Source organism: Kitasatospora sp. NBC_01302 (genome assembly GCF_035976515.1).
In the GTDB taxonomy this organism is placed as follows: Bacteria; Actinomycetota; Actinomycetes; order Streptomycetales; family Streptomycetaceae; genus Kitasatospora.
Genome location: NZ_CP108404.1, coordinates 7415165 through 7439082, shown reverse-complemented (window position 1 = coordinate 7439082; position 23918 = coordinate 7415165). Strand labels below are relative to the sequence as shown.

Annotated in this window: 22 protein-coding genes; 9 read left to right on the top strand and 13 right to left on the bottom strand. The window is 72.8% G+C overall.

Going from position 1 to position 23918, the window contains the following annotated elements; all coding sequences use genetic code 11:
- Positions 1-101 precede the first annotated feature (101 nt).
- Together OG294_RS32610 and OG294_RS32605 are read right to left on the bottom strand one after the other, a co-directional pair.
- Positions 102-1250 (bottom strand): aldose epimerase family protein, encoded by a 1149-nt coding sequence (locus OG294_RS32610; RefSeq protein ID WP_327070145.1) that lies wholly within the window; start codon positions 1248-1250, stop codon positions 102-104.
- A gap of 138 nt (positions 1251-1388) precedes the next feature.
- The gene (locus tag OG294_RS32605; protein WP_327070144.1) at positions 1389-4361 is read right to left on the bottom strand and encodes a helix-turn-helix transcriptional regulator; all 2973 of its coding nucleotides are present in this window, start codon (positions 4359-4361) and stop codon (positions 1389-1391) included.
- A 326-nt stretch (positions 4362-4687) separates the two neighbouring features.
- On the opposite strand from OG294_RS32605, the gene OG294_RS32600 reads away from it, so the two are divergent.
- The 3 genes from OG294_RS32600 (at position 4688) to OG294_RS32590 (ending at position 7640) form a co-directional block, all read left to right on the top strand.
- Positions 4688-5635, top strand: a complete 948-nt coding sequence (locus tag OG294_RS32600) for a terpene synthase family protein (protein ID WP_327070143.1) — start codon at positions 4688-4690, stop codon at positions 5633-5635.
- 99 nt (positions 5636-5734) lie between these two features.
- Positions 5735-7240, top strand: a complete 1506-nt coding sequence (gene exaC, locus OG294_RS32595; RefSeq protein WP_327070142.1) for an acetaldehyde dehydrogenase ExaC — start codon at positions 5735-5737, stop codon at positions 7238-7240.
- 31 nt (positions 7241-7271) lie between these two features.
- Positions 7272-7640 (top strand): DUF779 domain-containing protein, encoded by a 369-nt coding sequence (locus OG294_RS32590; RefSeq protein WP_327070141.1) that lies wholly within the window; start codon positions 7272-7274, stop codon positions 7638-7640.
- A 75-nt stretch (positions 7641-7715) separates the two neighbouring features.
- On the opposite strand, the gene OG294_RS32585 is transcribed toward OG294_RS32590, so the two are convergent.
- Positions 7716-8939: a serine hydrolase domain-containing protein gene (locus tag OG294_RS32585; RefSeq protein WP_327070140.1), complete on the bottom strand. Its 1224-nt coding sequence runs from the start codon at positions 8937-8939 to the stop codon at positions 7716-7718.
- 60 nt (positions 8940-8999) lie between these two features.
- On the opposite strand from OG294_RS32585, the gene OG294_RS32580 reads away from it, so the two are divergent.
- On the top strand, positions 9000-9503 hold the full coding sequence (locus tag OG294_RS32580; protein ID WP_327070139.1) for an NUDIX hydrolase: 504 nt from the start codon (positions 9000-9002) through the stop codon (positions 9501-9503).
- Here the strand turns inward: OG294_RS32580 and OG294_RS32575 are convergent.
- Both OG294_RS32575 and OG294_RS32570 read right to left on the bottom strand, forming a co-directional pair.
- Positions 9485-10171 carry a cytochrome b/b6 domain-containing protein gene (locus OG294_RS32575; RefSeq protein WP_327070138.1) on the bottom strand — a complete coding sequence of 229 codons (687 nt, stop codon included), beginning with the start codon at positions 10169-10171 and terminating at the stop codon, positions 9485-9487. The two genes, OG294_RS32580 and OG294_RS32575, sit on opposite strands and share 19 nt — an antisense overlap.
- On the bottom strand, positions 10155-10886 hold the full coding sequence (locus OG294_RS32570) for a molybdopterin-dependent oxidoreductase (RefSeq protein ID WP_442789262.1): 732 nt from the start codon (positions 10884-10886) through the stop codon (positions 10155-10157). The genes OG294_RS32575 and OG294_RS32570 overlap by 17 nt, the downstream gene beginning before the upstream one ends.
- Before the next feature lie 129 nt (positions 10887-11015).
- Between OG294_RS32570 and OG294_RS32565 the strand changes: the two genes are divergently transcribed.
- On the top strand, positions 11016-11816 hold the full coding sequence (locus OG294_RS32565) for a TetR/AcrR family transcriptional regulator (protein WP_327070137.1): 801 nt from the start codon (positions 11016-11018) through the stop codon (positions 11814-11816).
- A gap of 79 nt (positions 11817-11895) precedes the next feature.
- Complete coding sequence (locus OG294_RS32560; RefSeq protein ID WP_327070136.1) at positions 11896-13944, top strand: hypothetical protein; 2049 nt, start codon at positions 11896-11898, stop codon at positions 13942-13944.
- A gap of 93 nt (positions 13945-14037) precedes the next feature.
- Here the strand turns inward: OG294_RS32560 and OG294_RS32555 are convergent, their stop codons facing one another.
- The 3 genes from OG294_RS32555 to OG294_RS32545 all read right to left on the bottom strand — a co-directional run bounded on the left by OG294_RS32555 (position 14038) and on the right by OG294_RS32545 (position 16022).
- On the bottom strand, positions 14038-14637 hold the full coding sequence (locus OG294_RS32555; protein WP_327070135.1) for a cysteine dioxygenase family protein: 600 nt from the start codon (positions 14635-14637) through the stop codon (positions 14038-14040).
- Between the two features lie 140 nt (positions 14638-14777).
- Positions 14778-15683, bottom strand: coding sequence for a LysR family transcriptional regulator (locus OG294_RS32550; RefSeq protein ID WP_327070134.1), 906 nt, complete (start codon positions 15681-15683; stop codon positions 14778-14780).
- 87 nt (positions 15684-15770) lie between these two features.
- Positions 15771-16022 (bottom strand): LapA family protein, encoded by a 252-nt coding sequence (locus tag OG294_RS32545; protein WP_327070133.1) that lies wholly within the window; start codon positions 16020-16022, stop codon positions 15771-15773.
- A gap of 197 nt (positions 16023-16219) precedes the next feature.
- On the opposite strand from OG294_RS32545, the gene OG294_RS32540 reads away from it, so the two are divergent.
- Entirely contained in the window at positions 16220-17074 is an 855-nt protein-coding gene (locus OG294_RS32540) for an aldo/keto reductase (protein ID WP_327070132.1), read from the top strand.
- A gap of 201 nt (positions 17075-17275) precedes the next feature.
- Here the strand turns inward: OG294_RS32540 and OG294_RS32535 are convergent, their stop codons facing one another.
- A complete protein-coding gene (locus OG294_RS32535) occupies positions 17276-18112 on the bottom strand; it encodes a MarR family winged helix-turn-helix transcriptional regulator (protein ID WP_327070131.1) in 837 nt (278 codons plus the stop codon).
- Between the two features lie 491 nt (positions 18113-18603).
- Between OG294_RS32535 and fabG the strand changes: the two genes are divergently transcribed.
- Positions 18604-19371, top strand: a complete 768-nt coding sequence (gene fabG / locus OG294_RS32530; protein ID WP_327070130.1) for a 3-oxoacyl-ACP reductase FabG — start codon at positions 18604-18606, stop codon at positions 19369-19371.
- A 276-nt stretch (positions 19372-19647) separates the two neighbouring features.
- Here fabG and OG294_RS32525 read toward each other — a convergent pair whose 3' ends face one another.
- Together OG294_RS32525 and OG294_RS32520 are read right to left on the bottom strand one after the other, a co-directional pair.
- The gene (locus tag OG294_RS32525) at positions 19648-19851 is read right to left on the bottom strand and encodes a hypothetical protein (RefSeq protein WP_327070129.1); all 204 of its coding nucleotides are present in this window, start codon (positions 19849-19851) and stop codon (positions 19648-19650) included.
- Between the two features lie 80 nt (positions 19852-19931).
- Positions 19932-20180, bottom strand: a complete 249-nt coding sequence (locus OG294_RS32520) for a hypothetical protein (protein WP_184934133.1) — start codon at positions 20178-20180, stop codon at positions 19932-19934.
- A 116-nt stretch (positions 20181-20296) separates the two neighbouring features.
- Between OG294_RS32520 and OG294_RS32515 the strand changes: the two genes are divergently transcribed.
- Positions 20297-20572 (top strand): DUF6343 family protein, encoded by a 276-nt coding sequence (locus OG294_RS32515; RefSeq protein WP_327070128.1) that lies wholly within the window; start codon positions 20297-20299, stop codon positions 20570-20572.
- 30 nt (positions 20573-20602) lie between these two features.
- Here OG294_RS32515 and OG294_RS32510 read toward each other — a convergent pair whose 3' ends face one another.
- The gene (locus OG294_RS32510) at positions 20603-22003 is read right to left on the bottom strand and encodes an aspartate aminotransferase family protein (RefSeq protein ID WP_327070127.1); all 1401 of its coding nucleotides are present in this window, start codon (positions 22001-22003) and stop codon (positions 20603-20605) included.
- Positions 21993-23915: a 1-deoxy-D-xylulose-5-phosphate synthase gene (gene dxs / locus OG294_RS32505; RefSeq protein ID WP_327070126.1), complete on the bottom strand. Its 1923-nt coding sequence runs from the start codon at positions 23913-23915 to the stop codon at positions 21993-21995. The genes OG294_RS32510 and dxs overlap by 11 nt, the downstream gene beginning before the upstream one ends.
- Between the last annotated feature and the right edge of the window lie 3 nt (positions 23916-23918).

Sequence of the window (23918 nt, the reverse complement as noted above, 5' to 3'; positions counted from 1 at the left end):
TGGCTCTGGAGGGACGCGCGCGCAGGGCATTCTCCTCGGGAAAGGCGGCGCTGAGGGACGACTCGCCGTCTGTGGTACGAACTTTGACGCAGTGATACTAGTCATCTCATGTGACTAGTGGGAAAGTCCCAGGCAAACCGCAGGATCGTTACCGAGTGAAACTCCTGGCCGGGCCTCAGCTCGGTGGACGGGTAGTCCGGGTGGTGCGGCGAGTCCGGATGGTGCTGGGTCTCCAGCGCCACCCCGGCGTACGGCCCGTAGGCGCTCCCGCTCACGCCGCGCACCTCGCCCCGGAAGGCGTTGGCCGTGTAGACCTGCACGCCCGGTTCGGTGGTGAGCACCTCGACCGAGCGCCCGGATCCCGGGTCCTGGAGCAGCGCCGCGCGCGCCGGCGGGCCGTCCTGCGGGCGGGCGCGCAGCACCCAGTTGTGGTCGTAGCCGCCGGCTGCGGTCAGCTGCGGGTGGTCCTGGTGGATCGCCTCGCCGATCGGCCGGGCGGTGCGGAAGTCGAAGGGGGTGCCGGCCACCGGCTCGTACGGACCGTAGGGGATCTGCCGCGCGTCGACGGGGGCGTACGCGTCGGCGTCCAGGGTGAGCAGGTGCCCGAGCACGTCGCCGCTGCCCTCGCCGGCCAGGTTCAGGTAGGCGTGGTTGGTCAGGTTGACGACGGTGGCACGGGTGGTGACGGCCCGGTACTCGATGGCCAGCTCACCGGTGGGCGAGAGCAGGTAGCTCACCCAGACGTCCAGCGCGCCCGGGAACCCCTGGTCACCGTCCGGGCTGTGCAGGTGCAGCCGCACGCCGGCGCGCGGGCCGCCCGCCGCAGGCCCGGGCAGCTGCCCCTCGGCCGTCCCCTCCGCCGGCAGCGCCTCGGCGGTCCAGATCCGGTTGGCGAAGCCGTCCGGGCCGCCGTGCAGGGTGACCCCGCCGCCGGTGGGCGCGAGCGGGTGGGCCACCCCGTCCAGGGTGACCGCGCTGTCCGCGATCCGGTTGGCGTAGCGCCCGACGGTGGCCCCGAAGTGCCGGGCCGGGCCGAGGATCTGGCCCAGGTCGTCGGTGCCGAGCAGGACCTGGGCCACCGCTCCGGTGCGGTCCGGGATCCGCACCCCGTGCAGGGTGGCACCCAGGGTCAGCACCGTCACCTCGACGGGCCCGGCCCGCAGCGTCCAGCGCTCGATGGCGGCGCCGGCACCCCCGGGCGCCAGCGGGGCGTGCGAGACCGTCACCGGGTGCGCGGGATTCGGCGCCATCTGCTGCTCCTCGGGCCTGGGGAACCGGGCTTGTGCTGGCAGCCACCCTAAATGTTGTCAGGTCCGGTCCAGGTCACGGCTTCTCGGTGTCCTGGCCTGGCTTCCCGGTGTCCAGGTCACGGCTTCCCGGTGTCCGGCTCAGGGCCCCTCGGTGTCCTGCCCCGGCTTCTCGGCGTCCCGGCCCGGGATGCCGAGGGCCGCGGCCAGCCCCTCCCTGGTGCTGCCGGTCTTGCGGTGCACGGCCGCCAGCCGACGGTTGATCAGGCTCACCGCGACATTCAGCCGCTCGGCGATCTGTACCGGCGAGAGCCCCTCCACGGTCAGCTCGGCGACCCGCCACTCGGCCATGCTGAGCGCGTCCCGCCCTGTGCTGCGCAGCCGGTTGGGGCGCAGCCCGGAGGCCTTGAGCTCCTCGCGGGCCCGGGACACCAGCCCGTCGGCGTTGCACTCCACGGCCAGCTCCATGCCCTGGTGCAACTGCTCGGTGGCCTCGTCGAGCCGACCCACCCGGCGCAGCGCCGCACCGAGGTCGACCAGGGCGAAGGCGTGCTCGTAGCCCGCCGGGGAGCGGCCGAGCACCCGCACCGCCTCGCCGAGCAGTTCCACGGCCTGCTGGCCGTCCGCCACCGCCGCGCTCATCCGCAGTGCGCTGCCGACCGCCGAGGAGGCGCCGAACTCCCTGGCCCGGCGCGCCCCCTGCGCGGCCAGTTCACGGGCCCGGTCCGGCTCCTCGGGCAGCACGGCCTGAGCCAGGTGACCGATCCACGGCGCCCAGATGGTGTTGTGCCAGCCGCGTTCGGCCAGCCGCCCGCCGACCTCGGTGAAGACCTCCGCCGCGGGGCGCAGGTCGCGCTGGGCCAGCAGCAGCTTGCCGTAGAGGGTGGCCGCGTCCGGCAGCACCATCGCGGTGGGGTGGTAGGGCGGCGCGAAGTCGTGGTCGGCGGCCAGCTTCCAGGCCTCCTCGACCCGGCCGCGGGCCAGCAGGGTGTCCGCCAGCACGCCGACCGCGTCCCACTGCAGCGGCAGGCCGGGGCCCAGCCGGCGGGCGATCCGCAGCGCGCTGCGCAGGAACTCCTCCGCCTCGGCCAGCGCACCGCGGCGGAACCGCACCAGACCCATCAGGAAATAGGCGAAGCCGAGGTGGCCGCCGCCCCAGCCCGCCACCTCGAAGGCCCGGATCGCCTCCTCGAAGAGCTTCTCGGCGCGGTCCAGCCGGTCGGTGTAGATGTAGGTCAGGCCGATGATCCCGGGCAGCTCCAGGCCCCAGACGCTGCTGGTCCAGCCCAGCCCCTCGGGCAGCCGGCCGTCCGGCAGCAGCGCCGAGTCCACCAGGGCCAGCACCTGGGTCACGTCGGCGCCCTGCAGCGTCAGGTCCCAGGCGCGCAGCGCCCGGGCGGCGCGCGCGTACAGGTCGTCACCCGCCGGGTCGGCGGCGGTCAGCTCGGCGCTGAGCTGCGCGAGCCGTGCGGAGCGGGCCGGGCCGTCCGCCTCCTCGCGCTGGAAGGCCGCCCAGATGAAGTGGGCCACCTGCAGCCTGGTCCGTCCCGGCCCCGGCGCGGTGCGCTCGGCCTCCGCCAACGTGACCTCGGCCGCCGCCACCAGCTGGCCGCTGTGCGCGAGCACCTCGGAGAGCCGGAAGGTCGCGTCCACCCGCAGCCCGCTGCTCAGGCCGGGGTCGTCCAGCGCGAGCCGCAGCTGGTTGACCGTGCTGACCGGGTCGGTGAGCAGCGTGGCGCAGCCCAGCTCGTAGATCACCTCGGCCCGGTCCTCGTCCTCCGGCGGCTCGGCCAGCGCCCGGTCCAGGCAGCGCACCGCGGCGTCCGGGGCGCCGACCGCCAGGTGCTCGCGGGCGGCCCGGCGCAGCTTGGCGACCACCTCGGGATCGCCCTCCGGGTGGGTCTCCAGCAGATGGCGGGAGGACTCCATCAACGGGCGCCCGGCGTGCTCCAACTCCTGCGCCGCCTTGCCGTGCATCGCGGTGCGCATGCCCAGCCGGATGGACTTGTAGAGCGAGGTGGCCAGCAGCGGGTGGACGAACTCCAAGGGGCCGTCGGCCGGACCGTAGAGCACCTGCTGGCGGCGCAGTTCGGCGATCGCCTCGGCCGCGGCGGCCGGGGTCATCCCGGCGATCCTGGTCGCCACCGGGATCGCGATCTGGGTGTTGAGCATCGCCGCGGCCTGGGCGAAGTTGAAGGTGTTCACCCCGAGTTTGCCCAGCCAGTACTCGCGGTCCATGCCCTGCGCCTCGGCGGCCAGGTCGTGCAGCAGCAGCACGTTCTCGTGCACCGGCTCGATGCCGCTCTCGCGGACCTTGGCCAGCAGGGCGTTGACCAGGAACGGGTTTCCGTCGGTGACCGCCCAGACCTGGCGGCAGAAGGAGTCCTCGGCGGTCTCGGGGAAGACCTCGCGGACCAGCTTCTCGGTGGCCTTGGGCTGCAGTCCCTGGAACTCCTGGTGCTGGTGCGAGTTGCCGGCCACCAGGGCGCGGAAGGCCTGGGCCTGCTCGGGCAGTTCGCCCGAGCGCCAGGCGACGGCCAGCAGCACGGGCAGCTCGGGACAGCGCTGCGCGAAGGACTCCAGCCAGCCCAGCGACTCCAGGTCCGCCCACTGCAGGTCGTCCACCAGCATCACCAACGGCGCCCTGAGGCGGGCCAGCTGGGTCATCACGTAGTCCAGGCCGACCCGCACGCTCTGCGGGTCGGCCGCCTCACCACTGGGGACCGCCAGGCCGATCGCCGGCCCGGCGACCTCGTGCCAGGGACCGAGCACCTCGCGGCGCTGCTCGGGGTCCAGCCGCAGCAGCTCGGGCAGCAGCAACTGGCGCAGCAGGTAGTACGGTTCGTTGCCGCGCTGCTCACCGGCCCGGCCGCTGAGCACGGTCAGGCCCTCGCGTCCGGCCAGCATCCTGACCTGGCGCAGCATGCTCGTCTTGCCCAGGCCCGGCTTGCCGCTGTAGAGCAGCAGCGAGCCGAGCTCGATGCCGCCGGCCGCGAACTGCCGCCCCAGGGTGTCGATCGCCGCCTTGGCCGCGCCGATCGCGGCCTCGCGCTCATAGAGTCGCGGGAGCGCCGGCGCCTCGTCCGCTTCCTGCCCGTTCTCCCGTTCGCTCACCGTCGGTCCCCTCCGCCTCTCCCGGGCCTGCCCCAGCTTGCGCGTCGAGTCGCGCGCTGCCGGATTTCGCGCACTCCTGCCGATGCCACGAGCTCTTTCCGTGAGGCTAGCGCCGTTACGGGCCCGACGCCGTCTCTTCGCGCAGGTAGCGCCTCTGATGATGGTTCAACTGCAGGTGCCGCGGGCAATTGCTGCGACAGTCAGGCCATCCGATGGTGTGATCGGCTACCCTGCGGCCCGGGCGACCCAGGGATCATGGCACGACTCACGGCGCCACCCAAAGCAGGCGTCACCCGTACGACCGGCCCTCACCTCCCGGGAGTCCGATGTCCGATGCAACCACCCTTGACGTCCCCTACCCCTACCGCCGCAACCCTCACCGGGTTGACGCCGAGACCCATCACCGGGCCTGGCTGGCCGAGCACCGGATGCTCGGCAGTGCGCTGACACCCGAGGCGTACGACCGCTGGGACGTGCCCGACCTGGCCGCCCTCAGCTACCCCGACTGCACGGCCGAGGAGCTGGCGCTGGCCACCGACCTGATGGGGTTCTACTTCCTCTTCGACGACCAGTTCGACGGACCGCTCGGCTACCAGCCCGCCGCGGTCGCCCAGCTCTGCGACCGGCTGATCGGCGTGCTGCACGGCACGCCCGCCCCCGAGGACACCCCCTGCGCCCGCGCCTTCGAGGACCTCTGGCAGCGGATCAGCCGCGGCATGTCCCCGCGCTGGCGGGCCCGCGCCACCTACAACTGGGAGTCCTACTTCGCCAGTCACCCGGCCGAGGCGGCGGGCCGGCGGGCCGGGCGGCTGCCCGACCGCGAGGCCTACCTGATCCTGCGCCGGGGCACCGCGGCGATGGAGTCGGTGCTGGACATGGTCGAGCGACTGGGCCGCTTCGAGGTGGCGCCGGCCGCCTTCCACAGCCCCCCGCTCAAGCAGCTGCGCCAACTCGTGGCCGACATCCCCTCGCTGAGCAACGACATCCGTTCCTACCCGCAGGAGGCACCCCGCGGCGACGTGAACAACCTGGTGATGATCGTGCAGCAGGAACGCGGCTGCTCGCTGGAGGAGGCCGGTTCGGTGGTGCTGGCCGAGGCCCAGCTGATGGTGGACCGCTACACCCACTTGGTGGACGAACTGCCGCGCACCTACCGGGAACTGGAACTGGGACCGGACCAGAGCCAGACCGCGCAGCGCTACGCGGACGGCCTGACCGCCTGGCTCTCGGGCTACCTGAGCTGGGAGAGCGGCACCGGCCGCTACCAGCCCTAGTGAGCACTTCGGTACACACCGTAGCCGATCAGCCCGCGCCCGGCTAGGGTGCCCAGAGCACGCCACAGTCGGCCACCGCCTGGCGAGGAGAAACCGGACTTGACGATCTTTCAGCCGCCCACCAGCTTCAAGTCCCGCTACGAGAACTGGATCGGCGGCGCCTGGGTGCCGCCGGTCCGCGGCCAGTACTTCCAGAACCCGACCCCGGTCACCGGTCAGGTCTTCTGCGAGGTCGCCCGATCCAGCGCCGCCGACGTCGAGTTGGCCCTGGACGCGGCGCACGCCGCCGCGCCCGCCTTCGGCCGCACCTCCCCCGCCGAGCGGGCGCTGCTGCTGAACCGGATAGCCGACCGGATGGAGAGCAACCTCGAACTGCTCGCCGTCGCGGAGAGTTGGGAGAACGGCAAGCCGGTGCGCGAGACGCTGGCCGCGGACATCCCGCTGGCCATCGACCACCTGCGCTACTTCGCCGGCGCGATCCGGGCCCAGGAGGGCTCGCTCTCGCAGATCGACGAGGAGACCGTCGCCTACCACTTCCACGAGCCGCTGGGCGTGGTCGGCCAGATCATCCCGTGGAACTTCCCGATCCTGATGGCGATCTGGAAGCTCGCCCCGGCCCTGGCCGCGGGCAACGCGGTCGTGCTCAAGCCCGCCGAGCAGACCCCCGCCTCGATCCTGGTCCTGATCGAGCTGATCGCCGACCTGCTGCCGGCCGGGGTGGTCAACGTGGTCAACGGCTTCGGCGTGGAGGCGGGCAAGCCGCTGGCCTCCAGCAGCCGGATCCGCAAGATCGCCTTCACCGGCGAGACCACCACGGGCCGGCTGATCATGCAGTACGCCAGCGCCAACCTGATCCCGGTCTCCCTGGAGCTGGGCGGCAAGAGCCCCAACCTGTTCTTCGCGGACGTCGCGGCCGAGCAGGACGCCTTCTACGACAAGGCGTTGGAGGGCTTCACCATGTTCGCCCTCAACCAGGGCGAGGTCTGCACCTGTCCCAGCCGGGCGCTGATCCAGTCGTCGGTCTACGACCGGTTCCTCGGCGACGGCCTGGAGCGGGTGCGGGCCATCAAGCAGGGCAACCCGCTGGACACCGAGACCATGGTCGGCGCCCAGGCCAGCAACGACCAGCTGGAGAAGATCCTCTCCTACATCGAGATCGGCCAGGCCGAGGGCGCCAAGGTGCTGGCCGGCGGCGAACGGGTCGAGCTCGGCGGCGATCTGGCGGGCGGCTACTACGTGGCGCCGACCGTCTTCGAGGGCCACAACGGGATGCGGATCTTCCAGGAGGAGATCTTCGGACCGGTGGTCGCGGTGGCCCGCTTCGAGGACTTCGAGGACGGCATCGCGCAGGCCAACGACACGCTCTACGGGCTGGGCGCGGGCGTCTGGAGCCGGGACGGCTCGACCGCCTACCGGGCCGGGCGGGCGATCCAGGCCGGGCGGGTGTGGACCAATTCGTACCACCTGTACCCGGCGCACGCGGCCTTCGGCGGCTACAAGAACTCCGGGATCGGCCGCGAGACCCACAAGATGATGCTGGACCACTACCAGCAGACCAAGAACCTGCTGGTCAGCTACTCGCCGCAGGCACTGGGCTTCTTCTGATGAACGGGCTTGCGACGGGCGGGACCCGCTGATGGCACGGGTGGCGATCACGGCGGCGGCGGCCGAGCTGCTGCGCGAACTCGCGCTGGAGCACGGGCCGCTGATGTTCCATCAGTCCGGCGGCTGCTGCGACGGGTCGGCGCCGATGTGCTACCCCGCCGGGGAGTTCCGCACCTCCGAGAGCGATGTGCTGCTCGGCGAGCTGACGGTGACCGGGCTGCGCGACCCGGTCGGTGTCTGGATGGCCCGCGACCAGTTCGCCTACTGGTCGCACACCCACCTGACCATCGACGTGGTGCCCGGGCGCGGCAGCGGCTTCTCGCTGGAGACGCCGACCGGGCAGCGGTTCCTGACCCGCTCGCGGCTGCTGACCGACCAGGAGACGGCGGAACTCGGCTGAACCGGTGGGCCGCCCGGCCTCGCGTCGGGCGGCCCACCGTCGGGCCTCCCGGAGGGACCCCCGGAGGGAGCGCCCTCAGGCGGCGAGGCAGGACCGCACGGCCGCGATCAGCCCCCGCGAGCGGATGTCGCCGGTCACCCCCGGCTGCATCCCGCAGGTGACGTAGCCGAAGCCCAGCCCGAGCTCCGGATCGGCGAACCCCAGCGCTCCGCCGCGCCCCGGGTGTCCGAAGGCCGCGGGCGAGGTCATCGGCGAGGTCGAACTGTGCCGGAAGTAACCGTGCCCGAAGCGCGAGTTGACGATCAGCACCCGGTCGGGCCCATCGGCGGCCGGCCCCACCGCCTCGGCCAGCGTCGCGGGCGAGAAGAGCGCGGGCAGCGGCTGCCCGGGCGGGCCACCGGGCCGGTCGGCCGCACCGATCAGCGCCGCGTAGAAGCGGGCCACCGCGCGGGCCGTGCCGACCCCGTTGGCGCCGGGGATCTCGGCGGCCTGCACGGCCGGGTCGTTCAGGTCCAGCCGCGGTTCGACGGCCCCGAAGGCGCGGGCGGTCAGCGAGGCCGGGTCCTGGTAGGCGGCCACCACCGAGCGCTTGGGCCGCAGTCGCAGCCCGCCCGACCCCTCACCGACGGCGACCGGCGGCGCGGGCAGGTCCACCAGCCGGCCCACCCGGGGCGCGGCTCCGCCCGGCAGCCCGATCCACAGGTCCAGGCCGAGCGGCCGGGCGATCTCCTCGGCGAAGTACCGCCCCACCGTGCGTCCGCTCACCCGCCGCACCACCTCGCCGACCAGCCAGCCGAAGGTGTAGGGGTGGTAGCCGTGCGCGCTGCCCGGCTCCCAGGCCGGCGCCTGCGCGGCGACGGCGGCCACCGCGGGCTCCCAGGCCAGCACGTCCTCCACCCGCAGCGGGGTGTCCAGCGCGGGCAGCCCGGCGCGGTGCGAGAGCAGCCAGCGCACCGGGATCCGCTCCTTGCCGGCCGCCTTGAACTCCGGCCAGTACCCGGCCACCGGCGCGTCCAGGTCGAGCAGGCCGCGCTGGGCCAGCAGCAGCGCGACGGCGGCCGTGCAGCCCTTGGTCACCGAGCGCAGCACCTGGGCGGTGTCCGCCGTCCAGGCCACCGCGGGCGCCGGCCGGCCGCCGACCTCGGGCCGCGCGTCGCCTCCCCACAGGTCCACCACCTTGTGCCCGCGGACATAGAGCGCCACGGCCGCACCGAGCTCGCCGTAGTCGCGGAAGTTCCGCTCGAAGGCCGCCCGCACCGGCTCGTACCCCGGCGCCGTCTCGCCCCAGATCTCCACCACCGCGCGTCCATCCCGCCGTCTTCGCCCCGCCGATTCCCTCAGCAGCCTAGTCTGATCATCATGAGTGATCCTCGGGATGAACTGCTGGACGTGGTCGACGAGCACGACCGGGTGATCGGCACCGAGCCGCGCGGCGAGGTCTACCGGCGCAACCTGACCCACCGCTGCGTGATGATCCTGGTCCGCGACGCCGAGGGGCGGATCTTCGTGCACCGCCGCTCGGCCGACAAGCTCTTCGCGCCGGGCGCCCACGACGTCTTCGTCGGCGGGGTGGTCGGCACCGGCGAGAGCTACGCCGAGGCCGCCGTCCGGGAGGCCGAGGAGGAGCTGGGCGTGACCGGCATCAGCACCGAGCCGCTGTTCCGCTTCCTCTTCGAGGAGCCCGGCCACTCCTGGTTCTGCGACGTGCACGAGGCCCGCTGGACCGGACCGGTGGCGCCGCAGGCCGAGGAGATCGACTGGCACGGCTGGCTCACCGACGCCGAGGTCGCCGACCGGCTGACCCGCTGGGAGTTCGTCCCCGACGGGCGCGAGGCCTACCGGCGCTACCTGGCCCGCGGCTGATCCGGCAGCCGCGCGGGGGCGCGGCCCGGACCGCTCGTCCGGTCGCCCTCCTCCTCGGTGGGCTCCCACTGCGGGTGCTCGCGCACCGCCCAGTCACGCTCCACCCACCCGGTGCGCATCCCGCGCCGGGCCTGCGGGTCGCGCAGCGCCATCCACAGGTGGCCGCCGACCACCACGCCCACCGCGAGCGCCAGCCAGTCGTGCACGAAGGTCGCCCCGGTGCGCCAGCTCAGCGGGGCCAGGCCGGTGAACCACATCAGCAGCCCGGTGCCGAGCATCACCAGCGTGGCGCCCGCGATCCAGCTCGCCCAGAGCTTCTGCCCCGCGTTGAACTTCCCGGCGCTGCGCCGGTAGGAGCGCCACAGCGCCGCCTTCAGCCACTCCCGGTCGTAGGGCGCGAAGCGGTTCAGCCGGCCCAGGTCCCGGCGCAGCGCCCGGGAGCCGAGGCCAAGCAGCAGTGGCACCGGCAGCGCCAGCCCCGACCACTCGTGCACCGTCTCCACCAGGCGCCGGCGGCCCACCAGCTCGGCCAGCTGCGGCAGGTAGAGGCAGGCGGCGGTGGCGATGCAGATCAGCATCAGCGTCGCCGTGCAGCGGTGCACCCAGCGCTCGGCGCGGGTGAACCGGGGCAGCGGCCGGTCCCCGTCCATGTCAGCTGGTCGGGGCATCGTCGCGCCCGTTCGACTTCCCGACCCAGGCGTCGACGTCATAGCCGTAGTTCTCCCAGTAACCGGTCTCGACCTTGGGTGTGACGGTGATGCCGGAGAGCCACTTCGCCGACTTGTAGAAGTACATCGGCGCCACGTAGAGCCGCACCGGGCCGCCGTGGTCGTGGGTGACCGGTTTGTCCTGCATCTTCAGCGCCACCAGCACGTCATCCCGGCGTGCCTGGTCCAGCGTGAGGCTCTCGGTGTAACTGCCGTCGAAGCAGGTGAAGTGCACGGCGGTGCCGCCCGCCTGGACTCCGGCCGCCGTCAACAGGTCCGCGAGCCTGACCCCTTCGAACGGCGTGCCGGGCACCCGCCAGCCGGTCACGCACTGCACGTCGTGCACCAACCGGGTCTGCGGCAGCGCCTGGAGGTCGGCCAGCGTGTAGCTGCGCGGCCGGTCCACCAGGCCACCGATGGAGAGCCGGTAGTCGGCAGCCGTCCTGACCGGAACCGGGCCGGTGACCGAGTAGTAGCGGAAACCGCCGGAGTCGGGCAGCAGGCCGGTCAGCCCGGTCGGGTCCTTCTGCGCTATCCCGGCCAGCGCCGAGTTCACGGCGTTGGACAGGGTCGGGCCCGCGGCGACCCCGGCCACGCCCAGGCCGAGCATCCCGAGCAGGACACGTCGGCCGACCGGAGTGCCTCGGGTCGGTGCATCGTCGTTCACGTCCGCCATTGTCACCGCCGTTGATGAGGGCCGGGCCGCTCGCGGCCGGGACGTCAGACTTTCGTCACATCCGCGAGCGGACCTCCGGCCCCCTGACAGGGGTGGGGCCGGATCGCAGGGCTGGATAGGGTGACGCCCATGTCCCCCCGCACGCCGCACGCGGCGTCCCAGCCCGCGGCCAGAGCCCAGCCGCGACGGCGGTTGAGCGTCGACGAGCGGCGTGAGCAGCTGATCGCCGTCGCCCTGGAACTGTTCAGCGCCCGGCCGCCGGAAGAGGTGTCGATCGACGACATCGCGGCGGCGGCGGGCGCCTCCCGGCCGCTGGTCTACCACTACTTCCCCGGCAAGCAGGCGATCTACGAGGAGTCGCTGCGCCGGGCCGGGCAGGAGCTGGCCGGCCGCTTCGAGGAGCCGCACACCGGCCCGCTCTCCGAGCGGCTGGCCCGAGTGATGGACCGCTACCTGGACTTCGTGGCCGGCCACGGCCCCGGCTTCGCGGCCCTGCTGCGCGGCGGCTCGGTGGCGGCCAGCCCCGGCACCAACGCGGTGATCGACGAGGTCCGGCAGGCCGCCCAGGACCAGATCCTGGCCCACCTCGCACTGGCGGATCCGAGCCCCGGGCTGCGGCTGGCGGTGCGGACCTGGATCGCCAACGCCGAGATCAGCTCGCTCGCCTGGCTGGCCGACCGGCAGCAGCCGCCCCGCGGGCAGGTCCGCCAGCGGCTGGTGCAGGACTTCGTGGCCGCCCTGGTGGTGACGGCCGCGCGCGAGCCGGAGCTGGCCGCCGCGCTGCCCGGCTTCCTGGCCGCCGAGCACCCGGGCACCCCGACCGGCGCGCTGGTGCGCGACCTCAGCGGCCTGCTGACCGTGCCCGGCCTGCCCGAGGCCCTCGGTGCCCTGGTCGCCCCGGCGCCGGATCCCGAGCAGGCGGGCACGTAGCCAGGGCCGTCCGGCCGGTCTGATACAACAGCGGAGCGGACGGAACAGCACGACAGAGAGCGATCGGGGGCTGCGGAGCATGACGCAGGACGGCCACGGGGGCGCGCCCATGGGCCTGGCGGGAGCAGGCGGTCAGGCGGCGGTGGGCCTGGCGGGAGCGGCCGTGGTGGCCCCCGCCGAACGGATCTCCGCGACGCTCGACTCGCTGGCCGAGGCGCTGCTCGGTCCCGACGTCAGCCGGCAGGCGCCCGAGGCCCTCTTCGCCGGCCCGCGCGCGGCCGGCGCGGAGCAGTCGCCGGGCCCCGCCCTCTTCGACACCTGGCTCCACCAGAGCGGCCACGGCCGGCTGGCCCGCCCCGGCCGCGGCACCCTGGTCTCCTGCGCCACGCAGCCGCCCACCGGCTCGGCCGCCGGCACCGTCGAGCAGTTGCTGGTCCGCTACGGCCGCGAGCCGGTGCGCGGGGTGGCGGCGACCACGCTGGCCGCCTTCCAGCTGCCGGTCACCGCCGAGCCCTCGGCCGCCCGGCTGCGGCCACCCTTCGCCGCACCGCTGGCCGAGCTCGCCGCCGGCCGGCAGACCCTGTTTCCCGCCGAACTGCCCACCGGCAGCGGGGTGGAGGTGCGGCTGAGCGTGCCGCCCGCCTTCCACGCGCTGACCGCGCGCGGCGGCGACCAGGCCTCGGCCGAGCAGCTCGGCGAGGTGGCGGAGGAGCTGTTCGCCGCCGAGGGTCCGTCCGCCCGCCGGGACTGGGCCGTGCTCAACGCCGCGCTGCTGGACGAGAACGCGGCTGCCGACGTGCGGTTCAGCGCGATCGCGGCGGTGCGGATCGAGGGGCGGCCGAGCAACGCCTCGCTGGTCGTCGCGCTGCACCGGGACCGGACACCGATCGCCGAGCTCGCCGCCGAACTGGCCACCTCCCGCCCCCAGGCGGAGGTGTGGACGGTGATCCTGCCGTCCGGTCCCGCCGTGGTGCTGGTCCAGGGCCGGACCGGGGCGATCCCGGCCGCGCTGGCCGCCGACGGCACCCGGCGCTGGGTGGTCTCCTCGGTGGTCCAGGCGTTCCTGCCGCTGCCGGACGGCGTCTCGCTGCTGACCGTGCAGCTGGGGACCGCGCACGGCGAGGACTGGGAGCTGTACGCGACCGTCTTCGCGGAGCTGCTGCAGAGCGTGGAGTTCGGCTGGGACGGGGTGGACGGGCGGCTCGACCCGGGCTCCGGCGCCGCTGCGTTCGCGCCGGCGACGGTGACGCCGGTGGCCCAGCCGCCCGCCCCGGCACCAGCCCCGGCTCCGGCTCCACAGCCGGCACCCGCTCCGGCACCTGCTCCGGCGCCCGCACCCGTACCTGCACCCGCGCCGCTGCCCGCGCAGCCCGCTCCCCCGGTCGCCGCACCGCCGCCACCCCCGATGCCCCCGACCGCGCCTGCGGCCCCGCCCGCGCCGCCCGTCGTCGCGCCCGCACCCACCCCCGCGCCCGAGCCGCAGCCCGAGCCCGCCAGGAAGGGCACCCCGGTCAACGTCCCCCCGCCGGACTTCGACCCCTTCGCGCCGCAGACCGAACCCCAGAGCGCACCCGAGCCGGCCGCAGCTCCCACCGCGGCCCCGGTGGCCGCCGCCGCGCCCGAACCGCAGCCCGAGCCCGCCCCGTCGGCGCTCGACCCGTTCGGCACGGTGGTGAAGAACGAGCCGCTCGACCCCTTCGGCACCGTCACCCGCAACTCGCCCAGCGCGCCGGCCAAGCCCACCACGGCCCCCACCGCCGCACCGGCCACCACCGCCGCGCCCGCCCCCGCACCCGGCAAGGGCACCCGCGTCAACGTCCCGCCGCCGGACTTCGACCCGTTCGCCCCGCAGACCGAGCCCCCGAGCGCACCCGCCGCCGAGCCGGCCGAGGCGCAGGCCCCCAAGGGCACCCCGGTCAACGTCCCACCGCCGGACTTCGACCCCTTCGCGCCGCAGACCGAACCCCAGAGCGCACCCGAGCCGGCCGCAGCCTCCAAGGGCACCCGGGTGAACGTCCCACCGCCGGACTTCGACCCGTTCGCGCCCGACAACCACGTCGCGCCCGCACCGGTGACCAGCAACGCAAGCGAATCGTCAGCGCCGCTCAAGCCCGATCCGTTCTCCTAGCCGCAGCAGCAGCTGACGGGGCGCCATCCGCCGGGCTCCCCTGGGGCCGCCCCCACCGGCCCGTCCCGGCAGGTCCCCCACACCGGCGCCCCGTCAGCAAGCTGCCCGGCCGGACACCCCCTGGTCCTGCTCGCCCTCCGGGCACTGGTAGACGCGGCGGACGCTGCTGCCCAGGCGCAGCACGTCCGCGCCGTAGAGGTGGATCGAGATCGCGGTGCCGCTACAGGAGTTGCGCACCAGGTGGATGTCCCCGGGCGGCGCGAAACCGGCGACCGAGCCGAGCGGGTTGACCACGTCCTCGGTGGCGACCAGCCGCGCCGTACCGGTGCCCTCGGGGACCAGCCGGTAGCGGCGCTCGCTCTCCTGGCCCTGGTGCACCCCGGCCACGCACCAGGAGACGTGGTCGTGGATCGCGGTCTGCTGCCCGGGGAGCCAGACCAGCGCGACCACCGAGAAGCTGCCGTCCACCTCGGCGTGCAGCACGTGCTGGCGGTAGTGGTCCGGGTCGCCGAGCTGCTGCTCGGCGGTGAGCAGTTCGGGGTCGCCGAGGAAGCCGCGCAGCTCCTCGGCCGCCAGCCCGGCGGTCAGCGCGGGGGTCAGACCTCGGCTCACCACGGCGCGGATCCGCGCCACCAGTGCCTCGGCCAACGGTGTGATGCGAGCGGCCGGACGGGCCGTGGTGGTCGCTGTCATGCCAGCAGCTTCCGCCCCGGCCCTCGGCCGCGTCCAAGCAGCGTTTCTTGGCGTTCCCCTACGCCCGCTTATCGATCCGCCCCGGTCCTCGGGGTGACGGCTCCTCAGCATCACTGCCCGAGAACCTGCCTGACGGCGACTCAGCAGCCGAGCCGGGCCGCGGCGGCCGAGCGCAGTCCGTCCAGCACCAGCTCGGTGGCGGGCAGCAGCAGGTGCTCGCGCAGCACGTAGGCGCAGACCTGGCGGCGGACGTGCGGCTCCAGCGCCCGCCCGGTGACCTTGCGGTGGCACAGGAAGGACAGGACCAGCGAGGGCGCCACCGCCAGCCCCACCCCGGCCGCCACCAGGCTCTGCAGTGCCAGGTTGTCGTCCGTGGTGAAGACGATGTCGGGTTCGAAGCCCGCCTCCGTGCAGATGTGCAGGAAGTTCGCCCGGCAGCGCGCGCACCCGGCGATCCACCGGGCCTGGGCCAGCTCGGCCAGCCGCACGGCGTGCCGGCGGCCCAGCGGATGGCCGACCGGCAGCAGCACCGTCAGCAGGTCCTCCATCAGCGGAATCTCCACCAGCTCGCCCGGCAGCTCGGCGCGCATCCCCGGGTAGCTGAAGGAGAGCGCGATGTCGCACTCGCCGGCCAGCAGCTTGTTCAGCGACTCGGGCGGCTCGGCCTCCAGCAGTTCGACCCGCACCGCCGGGTGGTCGGCCAGCAGCCGGGCCATCGCCGCGGGGATCAGGGTGGCGTTGGCGCTGGGGAAGGCGCAGACCCGCACCCGTCCGGCCCGCAGCCGGGCCAGCGCCTGGAGCTGCTGCTGCGCGGCGCCGAGGTTGCCGAGGATCACCGCGGCGTGCCGGGCCAGCGTCTCGCCGGCCTCGGTCAGCCGCATCCGGCGGCCGTCCCGGGTGAAGAGCGGGACCCCGGTCTCCCGTTCCAGCGCACGGATCTGCTGGGTGACGGCCGGTTGGGTGTAGCCGAGCGAGCGGGCGGCGGCGGTGTACGAGCCGGTGCTGACCACCTCGTGGAAGGTCCGGATGTGTCGGGAGTCCAGCATCCCTGAATCATAAGCAGAAGTTGGCAATCGCTCACCAAGGCCTACTTGCAGTGATCACTGACGCCGGATCCCGGCTGGTGGCGCGGGCTACCGCCCCTCGCGTCGGCCCTTGAACAGGTAGCCGATCACCCCACCGATCAGCAGTGTCGCGGCGAGCGCGATCCAGAGCGGTGCCGTCACGGTGAACACCCAGAACTGGATCTTGACGTTGTTGAGATTGGCCAGCAGGAACCACAGCGCGAGCGCGAAGAGCACCACCCCGGCGATCAGCCTGGTAGGGATGCCGGCGATGTCGCCCTGCCGCTTCTGTCCTGCGAACGGGTCCGATTTTCTGGTCACCCGGGCAGTCTGCGCCCCGCGGCCCCGACTGATCGTGCGATCCGCCGCCAGCTGCCCCGAACGGAGTAGCGCGGGGCGCCCAAGCGGGTGGCCGACGGCCCGGACCAGGCACAATCCGCCGCGCCGGGAACACCCGGAAGCTGCCGCTTGTTGACCCGACGGCAGAATTCGACAACCCCGAAGGGCCACCACAGCTCGTGAGCACCATCCCCACGATCACCCTGAACAACGGCGTCGCGATCCCGCAGCTCGGTTTCGGCGTCTGGCAGGTTCCCGACGACGAGGCGACCGCCGCCGTGCGGACCGCCATCGAGGCGGGCTACCGCAGCATCGACACCGCCGCCATCTACGAGAACGAGACCGGCACCGGCCTCGGCATCCGACAGGCCGGCGTCCCCCGCGACGAGCTGTTCATCACCACCAAGCTGTGGAACAGCGGCACCCGCGACTGGAGCGGCCAGGCCGGCCGGGAGGCCGTGCTCAGCGAGTTCGACGCCTCGCTGGCCAAGCTCGGCCTGGAGTACGTCGACCTCTACCTGATCCACTGGCCGCGCCCGATGCACGGCAGCTACGCCAACGTCTGGCAGGGCCTGGAGGAGCTGCTCGCCTCGGGTCGCACCAGGGCGATCGGTGTCTCCAACTTCGGCCGGGCCGAGCTGACCCACCTGTTCGAGACCACCTCGGTGGTGCCGGCGCTCAACCAGGTCGAGCTGCACCCGCACTTCCCGCAGCACGAGCTGCGCGCCTTCCACGCCGAGCACGGCATCGCCACCGAGGCCTGGAGCCCGCTGGGCCAGGGCAAGGACCTGCTCACCGAGCCGGTCCTGACCGAGATCGCCGCCAAGCACGGTCGGACCACCGCCCAGGTGGTGCTCCGCTGGCACCTGCAGAGCGGTCTGATCGCGATCCCGAAGTCGGTCACCCCCTCGCGGATCAAGGAGAACCTGGCGGTGACCGGCTTCGAGCTGGACGCCGAGGACCTCGCCGCGATCGCCGGCATCGAGACCGGCAAGCGCCTGGGCCCCGAGCCGACCACCTTCGACTGGAACTGAGTCACCGGCTCATGGGATCGGCCGATCCGGCCTCTCCCGGAGCACTGATGCTTCCGGGACTAACTGAGTGCGGATAGTTGAACCGCGCTCAGTCCGGGTCCGTTTTTTCAGGTGTGGGCTCCCGTCAGTCGACGGGCGCCCACACCTATGCGTAACTTCAGGTAATTCCCAGACAATTCCCAGGAATTTCCGGGCGAATCGTTACGCCACCGGTGCGAGTCGAGCCGCCTTTGCCAGCAGGGCAATGGCCGGCTGGTGCTCGGCCGGATCCAGCGGTTCGAGCAGCAGCCGCTCCACTTCCGCCACTCCGGCCGCGGCGCTGTGCAGCAGCTCCTGACCGGTCGGCGAGAGCGAGAGCAGGTTGCGCCGCCCGTCCGAGGGATCGCGCCGACGCAGCACCAGACCGCGCCGTACCAGTCGGCTGACCATCTCGGCCATCGTCGCCTTGTCCAGCGAGGCCAGCTCGCCGACGGTGCGCTGGTCAGCCCCTGGTTCGCTCTCCAGGGCGTCCAGCACGGCGAACTGAGGTGCCGTCAGCTCCGATCCGACGTGCTCGGACCAGAGCTTGGTGTGCACCTGCTGGCCGACCCTGATCAGGTAGCCGACCGCCCGCTGCGCGTCCAGCAGCGGCCTGGTGTCGGTCAGCGCGGCCACCGCGGCCGGCTCCAACTTGGCTATCTTGGCCAGGAATCGAACAAGATCGAGCTGCTCGTCGCTGGTCAGCGGCTCGAACAGGGTGCGCTGAACGCGCACCACGCCGCCGGTGGCCTCACGGACCGCCTGGGCGCCGTTCTGCGAGAGCGCGAGCAACTTGCGCCGGCCGTCCGCCGGATCGCGGCGGCGCAGCACCAGGCCACGCCGTACCAGCCGAGCGACCATCTCGGCCATCGTCGCCTTGTCCAGCGAGGCTCGTTCGCCCACGGTGCGCTGGTCGGCGCCCGGTTCGAGAGCGAGCGCGAGCAGGACCGCGAATTGAGGAGCCGTCAGTTCGGCTCCCACGTGTTCGGACCACAGCCGGGTGTGCACCTGCTGGGCCACGCGGATGAGGTGACCGGGCGACTGCTGAAGCCGTCCGGGCACACGGGTCGTCGGGATCTCCCCCAGCACCATGAATCCGTCCTGATGTCACACCCGGCGTGCTGTGGGACACCCGGGCGGGGCAGTAGCGGCGTGCTGGCCTCCCCCGGCCCGAATCGAGATCAACCGCACTGATTTCGACCCGAATCGAGGGGAGCTCCGCCGTGCAGCCGACGGCTGCTGGCGCACACTATACAAACGGAGTCCGCCCAGCGGCAGGCAGGGGCAGATAGTAGACGGATGTTCGGCGGACTTGTGGTATTTCTCCCCCAGCGTTCGGTCAGGAACAGCCCGGCAAGGCGCTCTGGTCCCCTCAACTACCCGCCGGTAGGGTGACCGCACAACGCTCTCGCCCCCAACTCCGGGGCGCTCCGGCACCAGCGGGACCGCGGCCACCTCCGGCCCACTCGGCCCGACCGGCCCTTCCGAACCAAGAGAGATGAGTACGACGCATGACGGAACAGAGCAGCACGCCCCGGGTCGCGATCGTCACCGGCGCCGCCCGCGGCATCGGTGCCGCCACCGCCCAGCGACTGGCCGCCGACGGCTACGCCGTCGCGGTGGTGGACCTGGAGGAGTCGGCCGGCAAGGACACCGTCGAGAAGATCATCGCCGCCGGCGGGCAGGCCCTGGCCGTCGGCGCGGACGTCTCGGACGAGGCCCAGGTGCAGGCCGCCGTGGACCGGATCGCGGCCCAACTCGGCACGCCGGTGGTGCTGGTGAACAACGCGGGGGTGCTCCGCGACAACCTGCTCTTCAAGATGTCGGCCGCCGACTGGGACACCGTGATGAGCGTGCACCTGCGCGGCGCGTTCCTGATGACCCGTGCGGTGCAGAAGCACATGGTCGACGCCGGCTTCGGTCGCATCGTCAACCTCTCCTCCTCCTCGGCGCAGGGCAACCGCGGCCAGGCCAACTACTCGGCCGCCAAGGCGGGCCTGCAGGGCTTCACCAAGACCCTGGCCATCGAGCTGGGCAAGTTCGGCATCACCGCCAACGCGGTGGCCCCCGGGTTCATCGCCACCGACATGACCGCCGCCACCGCGGCCCGGGTCGGCATGGAGTTCGAGGCCTTCAAGGAGGCCGCGGCCACCCAGATCCCGGTCCAGCGGGTGGGTGCGCCCGAGGACATCGCGCACACCATCTCGTTCCTCGCCAGCGAGGGCGCGGGCTTCGTCAGCGGACAGGTGATTTACGTAGCCGGTGGTCCGCTCGACTAGTCCGTCCGTCGTAGCGCCTCTGGTCATCGCGGGCAGAAGATGACCAAAGGCGCTACGTCTTTTTCCGGTCCGGAACCGGGCGCCGCCGAGGCGCACGGACAGACGGATCCCCGCCGGGGATGCGGCCCGGTGCACAACGGCGCACGCCGGGCGGCACCGCCGGACACGACTGTGCGCCGGGCGCGGCCGGCCGCGCCGAACCATGCGTTCGAACACGTCGCAGCACGTTCGCAGCTCCGGAGAGGGCGCAGCCCGGACGCCTGCTCGACCGAGCGATCAGCGCTCGCGCATCGCGCGTAACCGGGCTGCCTCCACGACCATCGCGGCCCGCTCGATCCGGCGGGCCTTGCGCGCCTCGTCCGCGCCGAGCGGCTCGACCACGTGGAAACATGCACCGCAGACGTAGCCACCCTCCGGCCCCTCGGAGACCGGGGTGCCGCAGTGGGCGCAGTACCGGGAGTAGGTGACGGTGGCGACCATGACGACCTCGCATCGACTACGAAGAGTACGTCCACGGTAGCCGCTTGACGCGGGCCCAGAAAGAGCGAACTGATGGTCGATCAAGCGTCGACGGGGTGGCTCCCGGTGATCGACCCCGTTCCGTCGCAGGTCCGGCACGGTTCCTCGCGGTAAGCCTGCTTGCTGCCGTCGGCCGAAACACGATAGCGGGTGTAGGTGCCGGTCCCGCTGCACAGGAAGCAGTTGCCGCCGCCGTCCCGCTCGGTGGTGCCCGTGCCCTTGCAGGTCCGGCACTGCAGACCGGCCAGCCGTCCGGTCCCGGTGCAGATGGTGCACACCGCGATGCTCACGCCGGATCCTCCGTTCCTCGCGCTCCCGCCAGGGGGCGAAACGCCACGACGCCGAGCCTACCGCCGGAATAACCCGGAGCGGCCGGGGTACCCCGATCCGGACGGAGGTGGACAGCATGCGCTATGCGACCACACCGCGCCGCTGGCGCAGCGGGACCGAGCCGGCCACCGCACGCAGTGCCCTCAGACTGCGCTTCCTGCTCTCAGTGATCTTCATACCGGTCTTCGCCCTGATGACGGCCGCCTTCGCCGTCGTCGCGGCGATGGCGAAGCCGACCGGTGTGCCCTCCCGGGGCGCGCTGACCGGCTTCGCCGTCGTCTGCTTCGTGCTGACCGTCGTCGCCGTCGTCGATCTCTACGTGGTGATCAGGAGACGCCGGGTCGAGCTGTGAACCGGACAGCACGGCCCGGCCGGGCCGGCGCTACCGGTTGCCCACCGCCTGCTTGACCAGGGTCTTGCCGAAGTCCCACATCAGCCCGCCGCCGCTGTGCGCGTCGTCCATCACCTCGCTGAACGCGTCCACGAACCGGTCCACCTCACGCTCGGTGATGATCAGCGGCGGGATCAGCTTGATCACCTCCAGGTGGTCGCCCGAGACCTGGGTGAGGATCCGGTGCCGCTGCAGCAGCGGCACCACCACCATCTGCGCGAAGAGCCCCTTGCGGGCGGCCTGCAGCGCGGTCCACCCGGTGCGCAGCTTGAGCGAGCGGGGTCGGCCGAACTCGATGCCGATCATCAGACCGCGCCCGCGGACCTCGGCCAGCATCTCGTACTTCGCGGTGAGCGCGGCCAACCGGGTGCGCAGCAGGTCGCCGACCCGGCGGGCATTGGCCACCACCTGCTCGTCGCGCATCACCTGCAGGGTGGCCAGGCCCGCCGCCATCGCCTGGGCGTTGGAGCCGTAGCTGGCCGAGTGCACCAGCACCCGGTCCATCGAGGAGTAGACCTTCTCGAAGATCCAGCCCTTGCCCAGCGTGGCGCCGATCGGCACGTAGCCGCCGGAGAGCGCCTTGGCCGCGCAGACCAGGTCGGGCTGCACGCCCTCCTCGCCCTGGTAGGCGAAGAAGGCCCCGGTGCGCCCGATGCCGGTCTGCACCTCGTCGCAGATGAGCAGCGCCTTGTTCTCGTGCAGCAGCTCCTGGGCGGCGCGCAGCCAGCCGGGCGGGGCGGCGTGCACCCCCTTGCCCTGGATCGGCTCGACGATCAGCGCGGCCACGTCGCCCTTGCGCAGTTCGCGCTGGAGCGCGCCGAGGTCGCCGAGCGGGATCGCGGTGTCCGGCAGCAGCGGGCCGAAGCCCTTGCGGAAGCCGCCCTCGCCGTTGATCGACAGCGATCCGGTGGTCAGGCCGTGGAACGCGTGGTCGCAGTAGAGGATCCGGCCGCGCCCGGTGGCGTAGCGGGCGAACTTGATCGCCGTCTCCACCGCCTCGGTGCCGCTGTTGCCGAAGAAGACCCGGTCCAGGCCGGGCGCCTCGGCGAGCAGCCGCTCGGCCAGCAGACCGGGCAGCGGCGGGCAGTCGAAGCGGGTCAGGTCGGGCAGGTCGAGGTCCATCACCTGCTGGATCGCGTCGCGCACCACCGGGTGGTGCCGGCCGAGCGCGAAGATACCGAAGCCGGCCAGCATGTCCAGGTACTCGTTGCCCTCGGCGTCGTAGAAGAAGGGGCCGCGGGCGTGGTCGTAGGTCTTGTCGAAGCCGATCGTGTGCAGCATCCGCGGCAGCTGCGGGTTGAGGTAGCGGCCGTGCAGCTCGTACCGCTCGCCGCCGCGCTCGGCGAGCAGGGCGGCGAGGTCGAGGGCACCTTCAGGTCGGTCAGCTGGCACGGGGTTCGTTCACTCCTCGGTTCGGCAGCAGGTACTTGGCGAAGGCGGCGGTCTGGGCGGCGATCCCGGTGCCGGTCAGCCCGGCCTCCTCCATGATCTCGCCGCGCCCGGCGTGCTGGAGGAACTCCTGCGGGATGCCCAGGTCGCGCAGCGGGGTGGCCACCTCGGCGTCCCGCAGCGCCTGGGCGATGGCGGCACCGACGCCGCCGGCCCGGCCGTTGTCCTCGACGGTGACCACCAGCTTGTGCGCGGCCGCGAGTTGGACGAGCGCCGGGTCGACCGGCTTGACCCAGCGCGGGTCGACCACGGTGGTGGCCAGGCCGTCGGCGGTGAGCAGCGCGGCGGCGTCCAGGCAGGCGCAGGCCATCGAGCCGACCGAGACCAGCAGCACGTCCTGGCCGGCCCGGCCCGGCACCCGGGTGCGCTGCAGCACGTCCACCCCGCCCAGGTGCTCGACGGCCGGGAGGTCCGGTCCGACCTCGCCCTTGGGGAAGCGCACCACGGTCGGCGCGTCCGTGACCTCCAGCGCCTCGCGCAGCTGGGCGCGCAGCTGCGCGGCGTCGCGCGGGGCGGCCAGCCGCAGCCCGGGCACCACCTGGAGGATCGACATGTCCCACATGCCGTTGTGCGAGGCGCCGTCGTTGCCGGTCACCCCGGCCCGGTCCAGCACGAAGGTGACACCCAGCTTGTGCAGCGCGACGTCCATCAGGACCTGGTCGAAGGCCCGGTTGAGGAAGGTCGCGTAGACCGCGACCACCGGGTGCAGTCCGGCGGTGGCCAGGCCCGCGGCGCTGGTGACCGCGTGCTGCTCGGCGATGCCGACGTCGAAGGTGCGCTTGGGGAAGGCCTTGGCGAAGTCGGCCAGGCCCACCGGCTGGAGCATCGCGGCGGTGATCGCCACCACGTCCGGGCGCTGGGCGCCGACGGCCAGCATCTCCTCGCCGAAGACCGAGGTCCAGGAGGTGCCGCCGGAGGGCGAGATCGGCAGGCAGGTGTAGGGGTCCATGGCCCCCACCGCGTGGAAGCGGTCCGCCTCGTCGAGCTCGGCGGGACGGTAGCCGCGGCCCTTGACGGTCAGGCAGTGCACGATCACCGGGCCGCCGAAGCCGCGCGCCTTGCGCAGCGCGGACTCCACCGCGGCGATGTCGTGGCCGTCGATCGGGCCGAGGTACTTCAGGCCCAGGTCCTCGAACATGCCCTGCGGGGCGAAGGAGTCCTTGAAGCCCTTCTTCGCGCCGTGCAGCGCCTCGAAGATCGGCTGGCCGACCACCGGAGTGCGCTGCAGCGCCTCCTTCCCCCAGGCCAGGAAGCGCTCGTAGCCCTGGGTGGTGCGCAGCGTGGCCAGGTGGTTGGCCAGGCCCCCGATGGTCTTGGCGTAGGAGCGCTCGTTGTCGTTGACCACGATGACCAGCGGCCGGTCCTGGGCCTCGGCGATGTTGTTGAGCGCCTCCCAGGCCAGCCCGCCGGTGAGCGCGCCGTCGCCGATCACCGCGACGGTCTGCCGGTCGCTGCGTCCCTGGATCTGGTGCGCCTTGGCGATCCCGTCGGCGTAGCCGAGCACGGTGGAGGCGTGCGAGTTCTCGATCACGTCGTGCTCGGACTCGGCCCGCGAGGGGTAGCCGGAGAGCCCGCCCTTGGCCCGCAGCCGGCTGAAGTCCTGCCGGCCGGTCAACAGCTTGTGCACGTAGGCCTGGTGGCCGGTGTCCCACAGGATCCGGTCGCGCGGCGAGTCGAAGACCCGGTGCAGCGCGATGGTCAGCTCCACCACCCCGAGGTTGGGTCCGAGGTGGCCCCCGGTGCGGCTGACCGCCTCGATCAGGAAGTCGCGGATCTCCTGGGCCAGTTGCGGCATCCGGTTGGCCGGCAGTCGCTTCAGGTCGGCTGGTCCGTGAACGGAGGACAGGAGTGACATGGC

Coding starts and splice junctions, on each gene's coding strand:
- OG294_RS32610 (WP_327070145.1), bottom strand. CDS start 1,250: ATGGCGCCGAATCCCGCGCACCCGGTGACGGTCTCGCACGCCCCGCTG.
- OG294_RS32600 (WP_327070143.1), top strand. CDS start 4,688: ATGTCCGATGCAACCACCCTTGACGTCCCCTACCCCTACCGCCGCAAC.
- OG294_RS32590 (WP_327070141.1), top strand. CDS start 7,272: ATGGCACGGGTGGCGATCACGGCGGCGGCGGCCGAGCTGCTGCGCGAA.
- OG294_RS32580 (WP_327070139.1), top strand. CDS start 9,000: ATGAGTGATCCTCGGGATGAACTGCTGGACGTGGTCGACGAGCACGAC.
- OG294_RS32575 (WP_327070138.1), bottom strand. CDS start 10,171: ATGCCCCGACCAGCTGACATGGACGGGGACCGGCCGCTGCCCCGGTTC.
- OG294_RS32570 (WP_442789262.1), bottom strand. CDS start 10,886: ATGGCGGACGTGAACGACGATGCACCGACCCGAGGCACTCCGGTCGGC.
- OG294_RS32565 (WP_327070137.1), top strand. CDS start 11,016: ATGTCCCCCCGCACGCCGCACGCGGCGTCCCAGCCCGCGGCCAGAGCC.
- OG294_RS32560 (WP_327070136.1), top strand. CDS start 11,896: ATGACGCAGGACGGCCACGGGGGCGCGCCCATGGGCCTGGCGGGAGCA.
- OG294_RS32555 (WP_327070135.1), bottom strand. CDS start 14,637: ATGACAGCGACCACCACGGCCCGTCCGGCCGCTCGCATCACACCGTTG.
- OG294_RS32550 (WP_327070134.1), bottom strand. CDS start 15,683: ATGCTGGACTCCCGACACATCCGGACCTTCCACGAGGTGGTCAGCACC.
- fabG (WP_327070130.1), top strand. CDS start 18,604: ATGACGGAACAGAGCAGCACGCCCCGGGTCGCGATCGTCACCGGCGCC.
- OG294_RS32525 (WP_327070129.1), bottom strand. CDS start 19,851: ATGGTCGCCACCGTCACCTACTCCCGGTACTGCGCCCACTGCGGCACC.
- OG294_RS32515 (WP_327070128.1), top strand. CDS start 20,297: ATGCGCTATGCGACCACACCGCGCCGCTGGCGCAGCGGGACCGAGCCG.
- dxs (WP_327070126.1), bottom strand. CDS start 23,915: ATGTCACTCCTGTCCTCCGTTCACGGACCAGCCGACCTGAAGCGACTG.